Genomic DNA, 12,217 nt, shown 5'->3' on the forward strand with positions numbered 1-12,217 from the left:
GTTCGGCCGTGTGGCACATGCCCCGGGCCCGTCCCGCACGGGCCGCGCCGACGACTGTGACCGCCAGGCCCGAGGGGCCCGCGGTCCTTTCCCCCACCTCGCACCGACGACGCGCGACGCGCCGCCCGATTTCCCCAGGAGAGTCCACCGCATGGCCGGTCCCGCGTTCCGTGCCGCCGCCGTCCGGGTCAGGGTTCCCGCGACCAGCGCCAACCTCGGCCCGGGCTTCGACGCCTTCGGGCTCGCGCTGGGTCTGTACGACGACGTGGTCGTCCGGGTCGCCGACTCCGGGCTCGCCGTCGACATCGCCGGCGAGGGCGCCGAGACGCTGCCCCGGGACGAGCGCCACCTGCTGGTCCGCTCGATGAGGGCCGCGTTCGACCGGCTCGGCGGCCAGCCGCGAGGCCTGGAAGTGGTCTGCGCCAACCGGATACCGCACGGCCGCGGCCTGGGTTCCTCCTCGGCCGCCATCTGCGCCGGAATCGTGGCCGCCCGCGCGGTCACCATCGGCGGCCCGTCCGCGCTGGACGACGACGCGCTGCTGGCCCTCGCCTCCGAGCTTGAGGGCCACCCCGACAACGTCGCGGCCTGCCTGCGCGGCAACTTCACCATCGCCTGGACCGACGAGGAGTCGGCCAGGGCCGTCGCCCTGGAGCCGTCCGAGCAGGTCGTCCCGGTGGTGTTCGTCCCGGCCGGCGAGGTGCTCACCGAGACCGCCCGCGGCCTGCTGCCGAAGACCGTCCCGCTGGCCGACGCCGCCGTCAACGCGGGCCGTTCCGCCCTGCTCGTCGAGGCCCTGACCCGGCGCCCCGAACTGCTGCTCGCCGCCACCGAGGACCGGCTGCACCAGGACTACCGTGCCTCCGCGATGCCGGACAGCGCCGCACTGGTCGGCGCGCTGCGCGCGGAGGGCGTTCCCGCGGTCATCTCCGGGGCCGGCCCGACCGTGCTGGCGCTCACCGACGAGGCGGGCGTCGACAAGGTGCTGTCCTTCGCCGGGCACCACGGCCACGGCGGCGACCCGGCGTTCGCCGCGCACCGGCTGGGCGTCGACCGCACCGGGGCCACCGTGCTCCCGCTGGACGTCTGAGCAGCTGGTTTGGCCCTGCGGCGAGCCGGGCCGTCCGGACACGATTGGCAGGCCCGAGGTCGGGGAATGTCTGAGGGGGTCGGTAGTGTTAATCTCATTGCTGCACCATGTGCCCTCCGGGGCTCGGTGCGCCGCGTCCCGATCCCAGCACTCCACTGCCGTGGAGCCGCCGCGATGTCCGGGGCGACGATTCTCCGGGAGCCCACCGCAGCGCGTACGCAGCCTGCCTGCGCGACATGCGGCCGCATCCCGAAGCCGTGACGGCACCTGACTCCCACCCGCGGCCTCCCACCTGGAGGCCAGGACGGGCGGAGCGAAGGTCACCGTCACGCGACGGGGGCCCGGGATTCGCAGGCAGCGTTGGCGGCAACGCCCTCTGGGGAGGTCGACACACGACCGGCCCACGCGCCACTCAGCACCACCGTGCTTCATGCACCGCACCTCGCAGCTCTCCCTCGACCGGCTCCCGCCATTCGAGGGACCACCGCCTCGGACCGACGCAGTCGAGCGTTGGTCAGGACAGCACAACCGGTCGCCGAGCCAGACAGGCCGACGTCCGCTCCAGGGAAGGACCCTTAGTGAGCGACTCCACCGATCTGATGGGCGCGCGCCCGGACGCCGAAGCGTCGGACGCGGCCGCCGCCCCCGCCGCCCCGCGCCGCCGCCGCAATGCCGCCGCGGGCCTGGACGGCATGGTTCTCGCCGAGCTGCAGAAGCTCGCCGCGGACCTGGGCATCACCGGTACCGGGCGCATGCGCAAGAGCCAGCTGATCGAGACCATCAAGGAGAAGAGCGGCGGGGACCCGCTGCTCGCCGCCGGTGGCGCCCCGGCCGCCAAGCGCACCGCCGCCAAGGCCGAGGCCGAGGCCCCGGCCGAGAAGCCGGCCCGTCGCAGCAAGGCCGCCGCCGCCGCTGCCGCGGCCCCGGCCGCCGAGGCCCAGATCGAGATTCCGGTCCAGGCCGCCGCCGAGACCGCCGCGCCGGCCCGTGCCGAGCGCACCCGCCGCCGCGCCACCTCGGCCGCCGGCGCCCCCACCGCCCCGGCCGCCGAGGCCGCCGCCGAGGCCGCCACCGTCGCGGTGGCCGAGCCCAAGCAGGCCGAGCGTCCGGCCGAGACCCGCGGCTTCGAGGGCCGCGAGGAGGGTCGCGAGACCCGTCGTGACCGCCGCGAGCGCCGTGACCGCCGCGAGACGGGCGAGCGCACCGAGCGCACTGAGCGCACCGACCGCCAGGACGGTGCCGAGACCCAGGCCGGGCAGGACGGCGAGGGGCGCGAGTCGCGCCGCGACCGCCGCAACCGCCGCGAGCGCGCCGACCGCCAGGGCGGTCAGCAGGGTCAGCAGCAGGGCCAGGGCGACGGCCAGCAGCGCCGCGAGGGCGGCCAGCAGGCCCAGCAGCCGCAGGCCCAGCAGGGAGGCTACGACGACGACGAGTTCGGCGAGGGCCGTCGGGGCCGTCGGGGCCGCTACCGTGACCGCCGGGGCCGCCGCGGCCGCGAGGGCTTCGAGACCGGCGCCGTCGAGCCGCAGATCGGCGAGGACGACGTCCTCATCCCGGTCGCGGGCATCCTCGACATCCTCGACAACTACGCGTTCGTCCGCACCTCCGGCTACCTGCCGGGCCAGAACGACGTCTACGTCTCGCTCGCCCAGGTCCGCAAGAACGGCCTGCGCAAGGGGGACGCCATCACCGGCGCGGTGCGCCAGCCGCGCGAGGGCGAGCGCCGCGAGAAGTTCAACGCCATGGTGCGGCTGGACTCCGTCAACGGCATGGACCCGGAGACCGGCCGCGGCCGCCCCGAGTTCAACAAGCTCACCCCGCTCTACCCGCAGGAGCGGCTGCGCCTGGAGACCGACCCGGGCGTGCTGACCACCCGGATCATCGACCTGGTGTCGCCGATCGGCAAGGGCCAGCGCGGTCTGATCGTGGCGCCGCCGAAGACCGGCAAGACCATGGTGCTGCAGGCGGTCGCGAACGCGATCACCCACAACAACCCCGAGTGCCACCTGATGGTCGTCCTGGTCGACGAGCGTCCGGAAGAGGTCACCGACATGCAGCGGTCGGTGAAGGGCGAGGTCATCTCCTCGACCTTCGACCGCCCGGCCGAGGACCACACCACCGTCGCGGAGCTGGCCATCGAGCGCGCCAAGCGCCTGGTGGAGCTGGGCCACGACGTGGTCATCCTGCTGGACTCGATCACCCGACTGGGCCGCGCCTACAACCTGGCGGCGCCGGCCTCCGGCCGCATCCTGTCCGGTGGTGTCGACTCGACCGCGCTGTACCCGCCGAAGAAGTTCTTCGGTGCCGCGCGCAACATCGAGAACGGCGGCTCGCTGACCATCCTCGCCACCGCGCTGGTCGAGACCGGCTCGCGCATGGACGAGGTGATCTTCGAGGAGTTCAAGGGCACCGGCAACATGGAGCTCAAGCTCGACCGGAAGCTCTCGGACAAGCGCATCTTCCCGGCCGTCGACGTGGACGCCTCCAGCACCCGCAAGGAGGAGATCCTGCTCGGCAGCGAGGAGTTGGCCATCGTCTGGAAGCTGCGCCGGGTGCTGCACGCGCTCGACTCGCAGCAGGCGATCGAGCTGCTCCTGGACAAGATGAAGCAGACCAAGAGCAACGCCGAGTTCCTGATGCAGATCGCCAAGACCACCCCCGGCTCCGGCGACTGACCGCGGCCCGACGGCTGATCGAGCACGGAACCCCGGATCGCGCGAGCGGTCCGGGGTTCCGTGCGTCCGGGCCGCTTTGTTCCAGAGTTGGGACAACTTGGGAGTATTTGATCTTCTTGTCCGATTTACTCTGGACCGTATGGCCGAGCACAAGAGGGTCCCCAGTCGCCGCCGCAAGGTCCTGCGGGTGGCCGCCTGCGCGTTCGTCGCGCTCGTCGTCCTCGGCGGCGGGGCGGCCGGGTGGGCGTACCTGAAGCTCAACGGCAACATCAAGAGCGTCGACATCGACTCCCGACTCGGCGACGCCCGGCCCCCGGCCGCCACCGACGGCTCCTTCAACATCCTGGTGCTGGGCTCCGACTCGCGCGCCGGCGAGAACGGCGACCTGGCCGGCGGGGCCACCGGCGACACCGCCCGTTCCGACACCGCGATGGTGGTGCACGTCAACCAGGCCCACTCCGGGGCCACGATCGTCTCGATCCCGCGCGACACCCTGGTCGACCGCCCGCAGTGCACCGACGGCGCCGGCAAGGCCGTCCCGGGCGCCAAGCGCGCCATGTACAACAGCGCCTTCGAGAGCGGCGGCGCGGCCTGCGCGGTCAAGGCCACCGAGCAGCTCACCGGGCTGCGGATGGACCACTACCTCCAGGTCGACTTCGCCGGCTTCGCCCGGGTCGTGGACGCGATAGGCGGGGCCACCGTGACCACCGCGGTGGCCATCCACGACAAGGACAGCGGGCTCGACCTGACCGCCGGGGAGCACCACCTCGACGGGCAGCAGGCACTGGCCTTCGTGCGCACCCGGCACGGCGTCGGCGACGGCAGCGACCTCGGCCGCATCGAACTGCAGAAGCAGATGGTCAAGTCGCTGCTCCGGCAGGCCGGCGGGATCGGGCTGTTCTCCGACCCGGTCAGGCTGTGGTCGATCGGCGACACCATGACGAAGAGCGTCACCACCGACTCCGCCCTCGGCTCGGTGAACTCCCTGGTGGGACTGGTGCAGGAACTCAAGGGGATCGGACCGGACCAGCTGACCATGGTCACCCTGCCGGTGACGACGGCCCCCACCGACGCCAACCGGGTGGTCGAGCAGCAGCCGCAGGCCGGAAGCGTCTGGGCGGCGCTCAGGGCCGACCAGCCGGTCCCGCAGGCCGTCCTGTCCGCCCAGCCGGAGAACCCGGCCCAGGCGGCCCCCACGGCGCCCGCCGACACCGCGCCCGCCGCGAAGGCCGCCCCGCGGCCCACCGCCAGGGCCTCCGCCGCCCACTGAACCGCCCACTGAACCGCCCACTGCACCGCCCGCCGGGCGGCACCCGGAATATCCCGGAACGGGACCCGGTTTGGGAAGATGCGGCCGGTCCTGGCAGACTGGTCCGTCGGTCCCGGTTCACGTGCGGCACTCCCAGCCGCCGACCCGGTGCCCTCCCGAAAACTAGGAGAACCCCTTGAAGCCCAACGTTCACCCGGAGTACGTGGTCACGAAGGTGACCTGCACCTGCGGCGCCGAGTTCACCACCCGCTCGACCGAGACCAGTGGCGAGATCCGCGCCGAGGTCTGCTCGCAGTGCCACCCCTTCTACACCGGCAAGCAGAAGATCCTCGACACGGGTGGCCGCGTGGCCCGCTTCGAGAAGCGCTTCGGCAAGCAGCACAGCGCGAAGGCCTAGCGCTCATTCGGCGCCGGTTCCCGGTGCCCCCGTACTCGTTGTCGGGGGCGCCGGGAACCGGCGCCGTTCGCGTCCCAGCGAGCGTTCCGCGGTTCCACCGTTCCGATCCCCCCCACACGTACCGATTCCCCGGGAAGAAGGCCACCCCATGTTCGAGGCAGTCGAAGAGCTCCTCGTCGAGCACGCCGACCTCGAAACGAGGCTGGCCGACCCGTCCGTCCACGCCGACCAGGCCAACGCCCGCAAGCTGGCCAAGCGGTACGCCGAGCTGACCCCGATCACCCGGGTCTACCGGCAGTGGCGACAGGCCGGCGAGGACATCGAGGCCGCGCGCGAACTCGCCGCGGAGGACCCGGAGTTCATCTCCGAGGTGAAGGACTCCGAAGCGCGCCGCGACGAGCTGACCGAGGAACTGCGGCTGCTGCTGGTCCCGCGCGACCCGAGCGACGACAAGGACGTCATCCTGGAGATCAAGGCGGGCGAGGGCGGCGAGGAGTCCGCGCTGTTCGCCGGCGACCTGCTCCGGATGTACCTGCGCTACGCCGAGCGGGTCGGCTGGAAGACCGAGATCATCGACTCCAACGAGTCCGACCTCGGCGGCTACAAGGACGTCTCGGTCGCGGTGAAGACCAAGGGCAACTCGGAGCCCGGCCAGGGCGTCTGGGCCCGGCTGAAGTACGAGGGCGGCGTGCACCGCGTGCAGCGTGTCCCCGCCACCGAGTCGCAGGGCCGCATCCACACCTCCGCGGCGGGCGTGCTGGTCACCCCCGAGGCGGAGGAGGTCGAGGTCGAGATCCTCGCCAACGACCTGCGCATCGACGTCTACCGCTCCTCCGGCCCCGGCGGCCAGTCGGTCAACACCACCGACTCCGCGGTCCGGATCACCCACCTGCCGACCGGTATCGTGGCGTCCTGCCAGAACGAGAAGAGCCAGCTGCAGAACAAGGAGCAGGCGATGCGCATCCTGCGTTCGCGGCTGCTGGCCGCCGCGCAGGAGGAGGCCGAGCGCGAGGCCTCGGACGCGCGTCGCAGCCAGGTCCGCACGGTGGACCGCTCCGAGCGCATCCGGACGTACAACTACCCGGAGAACCGCATCTCGGACCACCGCACGGGGTTCAAGGCGTACAACCTGGACCAGGTCCTGGACGGCGAGCTGAACGCCGTGATCCAGTCCTGCGTCGACAAGGACGCGGCGGCCAAGCTCGCCGCGGCCCAAGAGAACTGAGACCGGCGCGCCCCAGCCCGACGCAAGCCTGAAGCCGGAGCGCAGAAACAAGAGGTCGTACGGATGAACCTGCTGCTCGCCGAGGTGGCGCAGGCCACCCAGCGGTTGGCCGCGGCCGGCGTGCCGTCGCCGCGCTTCGACGCGGAGGAACTCGCCGCCTACGTCCACCACGTCAAGCGCAGCCAGCTGCACACGGTGAAGGACGCCGACTTCGACGCCCGCTACTGGGAGGCGGTCTCCCGCCGCGAGGCGCGCGAGCCGCTGCAGCACATCACCGGGCGGGCGTTCTTCCGCTACCTCGAACTGGAGGTCGGCCCCGGGGTGTTCGTGCCCCGGCCGGAGACCGAGTCGGTCGTCGAGTGGGCGATAGACGCGGTGCGCGACATGGACGTCGCCGAGCCGCTGGTGGTCGACCTGTGCTCCGGCTCCGGCGCCATCGCGCTCGCCCTGGCCCAGGAACTGCCGCGCTCCACCGTGCACGCCTTCGAACTCGACGAGGGGGCGCTGGAGTACACCCGGCGCAACATCGAGGCCAGCCCGGACCGGGCCAGGGTCACCCTGCACGCCGGGGACGCCACCCGGGCCTTCGAGGACGACCGCTCCTGGGACGGCCGCTTCGACCTGGTCATCTCCAACCCGCCGTACATCCCGCTCACCGAGTGGGAGTACGTCGCGCCCGAGGCCCGCGACCACGACCCGCAGATGTCCCTGTTCTCCGGCGAGGACGGCCTGGACACCATCCGCGGCATCGAGCGGGTCGCCGCCCGACTGCTGCGCCCGGGCGGCGCGGTGGTGATCGAGCACGCCGACCAGCAGGGCGGCCAGGTGCCGTGGATCTTCAACGAGGAGCGCGGCTGGACGGACACCGCCGACCACCGCGACCTGAACAACCGGCCGCGCTTCACGACCGCCCGAAGGGTCGGGTCGTGAACATTCGAGCGCAGTACGACCGCCCGAAGGGTCGGGTCGTGAACATTCGAGCGCAGTACGACCGCCCGAAGGGTCGGGTCGTGAGCACCGAGCACCGCACGACCGCCCGAAGGGTCGGGTCGTGAGCACCGAGCACCGCACGACCGCCCGAAGGGTCGGGTCGTGAGCACCGAGCACCGCACGACCGCCCGCCAGGCCGCGCTGTGACGGCCGCCGTGATCGTCATGAGCCATTTCGGAAGGGGACCGTACCGATGAGCCGCCGCTACGACTGTGCCGACGCCGGGGACCGCGCCACCGGCCTGCGGGAGGCCGCCTCGGCCATCCGCCGCGGCGAACTCGTCGTGCTGCCCACCGACACCCTGTACGGCGTCGGCGCGGACGCCTTCTCCCCGGACGCCGTCGGCGAGCTGCTGGCCGCCAAGGGCCGCGGCCGCAACATGCCCTCGCCCGTCCTGGTCGGCTCCCCGACCACCCTGCACGGCCTGGTCACCGACTTCTCCGAGCAGGCCTGGGAACTGGTCGACGCCTTCTGGCCCGGTGGTCTCACCCTGGTCGCCAAGCACCAGCCCTCGCTGCGCTGGGACCTCGGCGAGACCCGCGGCACCGTCGCGGTCCGGATGCCGCTGCACCCGGTTGCCATCGAGCTGCTGAACGCCACCGGCCCGCTCGCCGTCTCCAGCGCCAACCGGACCGGCGGGCCCTCCCCGGCGACCTGCGACGAGGCGCAGGCCCAGCTCGGCGACGCGATCTCGGTCTACCTGGACGGCGGGCAGGCCGACCACGCCACCGCCTCGTCGATCGTCGACGTCACCGGCAAGGTGCCGGTCCTGCTGCGGGCGGGCGCGATCAGCATCGAGCAGCTGAGGGAGGTCGTCCCCGACCTGGAGGCCGGAAGTTGACGCCCACCGCCTCGCTCCACGACGGGCCCGGCATAGCGCCGTACCTGAGCGTGGGCCCCAGGCCGCTGGACCACTTCCGGATCCTGTTCGTCTGCACCGGGAACATCTGCCGCTCGCCGATAGCCGAGCGGCTCACCCGGCGTGAGCTGGACACCCGGCTCAGCCCCCGGGTGGCCGGGCGGATCCTGGTGGAGAGCGCCGGCACCTGGGGCCACGTGGGCGCGCCGATGGAGGACCACGCCGCGACCGTGCTCGACGAGTACGGCGCCGACAGCGGTGGCTTCACCGGCCGGGAGCTGCTGGACGAGCACGTGGTCGAGGCCGACCTGGTGCTCACGGCGACCCTGGACCACCGCGCCCAGGTGATCTCGATGGGCCACGAGGCGGGGCTGCGCACCTTCACGATGAAGGAGTTCACCCGCCTGGTGCGGACGATCGACCCGGGAACCCTGCCCGACCCGCGCCGCGGCGCCGACGTCACCGAGCGGGCCCGCGCCCTGGTCCGGGCGGCCGCCGCGCTGCGCGGCTGGCTGCTGGCCGCGACCCCGGAGTCCGACGAGGTGGACGACCCGTACGGGGCCCCGATCGGCATGTTCCGCAACTGCGGCGAGGAGATATTCCACGCGGTCGACCCGGTGGTCACCGCGCTCACCGGCGTCCAGGCGCCGCGCTGACGGGCGTACCGGGAGCGGCCCTGGGGGCCGAACGGCCCTGCGCCGCCGAGCCGCGCGGCCGAGACGGTCCTACGCTGGGTGCACCGTCCCTGCAGCGCCCGGGAGCCCTGCCATGACCGTCACCGATGCCGCGACCGGCTCGACCGCGACGACCAGGGGACGCCCGTGGGCGCCCGAGGCGCTCCACCGGGCGGATCCGCAGATCGCCGACCTGCTGGCCGCCGAGGCCGAGCGGCGTGCCGAGACGATCCAGCTGCTGGCCGGGGAGAACCTGACCAGCCCGGCCGTCCTGGCGGCGCTGACCGGGCCGCTGATCGACAAGTACGCCGAGGGCTATCCGGGCCGCCGGCACCACACCGGCTGCGCGCTGGCCGACGCCGCGGAGCTGCTGGCGATCGACCGGGCGCGCGAGCTGTTCTCCGCCCCGCACGCCAACGTCCAGCCCAGGTCGGCGACTTCGGCGATGCTGGCGGCCTACGCGGCGATCCTGCGGCCCGGTGACGCGGTACTGGCGATGTCGCTGGAGCACGGCGGCCACCTCAGCTGCGGCTCGCGGGCCAACTTCTCCGGCCGCTGGTTCGACTTCACCGGCTACGGCGTGCGCGAGGCCGACGGCCTGATCGACCTCGACCAGGTGCGCGAGCTGGCCCGGCTGCACCGCCCCAAGGCCATCGTCGCGGGTTCGATCTCCCACCCCCGGCACCCGGACTGGGCGGCCTTCCGGGAGATCGCCGACGAGGTGGATGCCTATCTGATCGCCTCCGTCGCGCAGACCACCGGCCTGGTCGCGGCCCGGGTGGCGCCCTCCCCGGTCCCGTACGCGGACGTCACGGTGGCGGCCACCCACAAGCTGCTGCGCGGCCCGCGCGGGGGCCTGCTGCTGTCCACCGCGGAGCTGGCCGAGCGGATCGACCGGGCGGTCTTCCCGTTCAGCCAGGGCGGCGCGGCGATGAACGAGGTCGCCGGGAAGGCGGTGGCCCTCGCGGAGGCCGGGACGCCCGCCTACCGGGCGTACGCGGAGCGGACGGTGTCCGGGGCGCAGGCACTCGCCAGAGGGCTTGCAGAGGCCGGTATGCGCCCTCTGACGGGCGGTACCGACACCCACCTGGTCACCGCGGACGTGAGTCCGCTCGGCGTGACCGGCGCGGAGGCCGAACGGCGCTGCGCCGCGGCCGGGTTGCTGCTCGGCAAGTGCGCACTGCCGTACGACCCCGCGCCCGCCGCCGAGGCCTCCGGGATCCGGCTGGGCACGGGCACCGTGACCAGCCAGGGGATGGGCACGCCGGAACTCACCGAGATCGCCGGGCTGATCGCCCGGCTGCTGTCCGGGGAGGCGCCGGGACCGGTCGGGGAGCGGGTGCGGGAGCTGGCGGCGGCCTTCGCCCACCGGGGCTGAGGGAGGTCGGCGCCACGGGCATCCGGATCTCTTACCCGGGAGAGCGAACCGCGATGCACGTCCCGGGCGTCCGACTCAATAAGGTGTGTGCCGTGGCGACGCACCTCGAACCCCGGGAAGGCAGGGGAGTACCTTCGGTACCTCCCCGTTCGACAGTGATGCAGGAGGCCAGTGGTGCGTGAGTATCTGCTGGTGCTGTTCTGCACCGCCGCCGTCACCTACCTGCTGACCGGCCCGGTCCGGAAGTTCGCCATCGCGGCGGGCGCGATGCCCCCGGTCCGCGCCCGCGACGTGCACCGCGAGCCCACTCCGCGGCTCGGCGGCATCGCGATGTTCGGCGGGCTGTGCGCGGGCATCCTGGTCGCCTCGCAGCTGGACAACCTGAGCAAGGTGTTCAACGGCGGCAGCGACATCCGCGCGCTGCTGTCCGGCGCCGGGATCATGTTCCTGCTGGGCGTGCTGGACGACAAGTGGGGCGTGGACGCCCTGGTGAAGCTGGGCGGCCAGATGATCGCCGCCGGCGTGATGGTGTGGCAGGGCGTCACGGTGATCAGCCTGCCGGTGCCCGGCGTCGGCTCGGTCGCGGTGAGCCCGACCCAGGGCATGGTCATCTCGGTCACCCTGGTCGTCGTCATGGTCAACGCGGTGAACTTCATCGACGGTCTGGACGGCCTGGCGGGCGGCATGGTCTGCATCGCCGCGATGGCGTTCTTCCTGTACAGCTACCGGCTCTGGTACGGCTACGCGATCACCGACGCGGCCCCCGCCGTGCTGTTCAGCGTGCTGCTGATCGGCATGTGCCTGGGCTTCCTGGCGCACAACATGCACCCCGCGCGGATCTTCATGGGCGACTCCGGCTCGATGATGCTGGGCCTGATGCTGGCCGTCGCCGCGATCTCGATCACCGGCCGGGTCGACCCGGACCTGATCAACAGCGAGACCGGTTCGCAGACCGCCACCGTGCACACCCTGGTGCCGATCTACATCCCGCTGCTGCTGCCGCTGACGGTCATCGCGCTGCCGCTGGCCGACCTGCTGCTCGCGGTGGTGCGCCGCACCTGGGCCGGCCAGTCCCCGTTCGCCGCCGACAAGCGCCACCTGCACCACCGGCTGCTCCAGGTCGGGCACTCGCACAGCCGCGCCGTGCTGATCATGTACTTCTGGGCCGCGCTGATCGCCTTCGGCACGGTCGCCTTCTCGGTGACCAACACCGGCCGCACGGTGGTGCTGACCCTCGCCGGGCTCTGCCTGGTCGGCCTGGTCGTGCTGCTGACCCCGCGGTTCCGGCCGCGGGCCCCGCGGGCGGTGCAGTCCTTCGTCCCGCCGCGGTACCGGCGGCGGTCGGCCACCGCCCCCATGGCCGAACTGTCGGCAAAGGACAAGCAACTTCTCGGTGAAGCCAGCCGGGGCCCGTCCGCGCCCTCCGACCGTCACGGCGCCACCGGCCGTCGCTGACGGGGGAGTTGACGTTGCGTCAAATGGGCTCACCCGTACGGCGCAACGGCTGGGCCGTCAGTGTGACAGGAGCCACACATTCATGGTAAAGCTCTCATCAAATAGTTTGTGATACCGTTCACGAGTACCGAGAACACGCCGAAAGACCTGACAGGTGGAGGACTTCCGTCCCTCGTCGGTCTCCCTCGACGGGCCCGCCGCACT

Annotated in this window: 10 protein-coding genes; all 10 read left to right on the top strand. The window is 72.5% G+C overall.

From position 1 onward, the window contains the following. Nucleotides 1–151: 151 nt before the first annotated feature. The 10 genes from thrB to ACIRVF_RS19395 all read left to right on the top strand — a co-directional run bounded on the left by thrB (nt 152) and on the right by ACIRVF_RS19395 (nt 12,013). A complete protein-coding gene (thrB, locus tag ACIRVF_RS19350) occupies nt 152–1,090 on the top strand; it encodes a homoserine kinase (protein WP_402818824.1) in 939 nt (312 codons plus the stop codon). Nucleotides 1,091–1,668: 578 nt separating this feature from the next. Beyond that, complete coding sequence (gene rho / locus ACIRVF_RS19355) at nt 1,669–3,765, top strand: transcription termination factor Rho (protein WP_402818827.1); 2,097 nt, start codon at nt 1,669–1,671, stop codon at nt 3,763–3,765. Between the two features lie 139 nt (nt 3,766–3,904). Then, nucleotides 3,905–5,035: an LCP family protein gene (locus ACIRVF_RS19360; protein WP_402818830.1), complete on the top strand. Its 1,131-nt coding sequence runs from the start codon at nt 3,905–3,907 to the stop codon at nt 5,033–5,035. 175 nt (nt 5,036–5,210) lie between these two features. Continuing rightward, nucleotides 5,211–5,432, top strand: coding sequence for a 50S ribosomal protein L31 (gene rpmE, locus ACIRVF_RS19365; protein ID WP_316526281.1), 222 nt, complete (start codon nt 5,211–5,213; stop codon nt 5,430–5,432). Nucleotides 5,433–5,580: 148 nt separating this feature from the next. Next, entirely contained in the window at nt 5,581–6,657 is a 1,077-nt protein-coding gene (gene prfA / locus ACIRVF_RS19370) for a peptide chain release factor 1 (RefSeq protein ID WP_402818834.1), read from the top strand. Nucleotides 6,658–6,720: 63 nt separating this feature from the next. Further along, nucleotides 6,721–7,587, top strand: a complete 867-nt coding sequence (prmC, locus tag ACIRVF_RS19375) for a peptide chain release factor N(5)-glutamine methyltransferase (RefSeq protein ID WP_402818837.1) — start codon at nt 6,721–6,723, stop codon at nt 7,585–7,587. 253 nt (nt 7,588–7,840) lie between these two features. Then, nucleotides 7,841–8,488, top strand: a complete 648-nt coding sequence (locus ACIRVF_RS19380) for an L-threonylcarbamoyladenylate synthase (RefSeq protein WP_402818840.1) — start codon at nt 7,841–7,843, stop codon at nt 8,486–8,488. A 32-nt stretch (nt 8,489–8,520) separates the two neighbouring features. Next, complete coding sequence (locus ACIRVF_RS19385) at nt 8,521–9,162, top strand: protein-tyrosine-phosphatase (RefSeq protein WP_402819150.1); 642 nt, start codon at nt 8,521–8,523, stop codon at nt 9,160–9,162. 112 nt (nt 9,163–9,274) lie between these two features. Continuing rightward, entirely contained in the window at nt 9,275–10,558 is a 1,284-nt protein-coding gene (glyA, locus tag ACIRVF_RS19390) for a serine hydroxymethyltransferase (protein WP_402818843.1), read from the top strand. A 174-nt stretch (nt 10,559–10,732) separates the two neighbouring features. After that, nucleotides 10,733–12,013 carry an MraY family glycosyltransferase gene (locus tag ACIRVF_RS19395; RefSeq protein ID WP_402818846.1) on the top strand — a complete coding sequence of 427 codons (1,281 nt, stop codon included), beginning with the start codon at nt 10,733–10,735 and terminating at the stop codon, nt 12,011–12,013. The last annotated feature ends 204 nt before the right edge of the window (nt 12,014–12,217 follow it).

Source organism: Kitasatospora sp. NPDC101157 (assembly GCF_044768255.1).
Taxonomy (GTDB): domain Bacteria; phylum Actinomycetota; class Actinomycetes; order Streptomycetales; family Streptomycetaceae; genus Kitasatospora.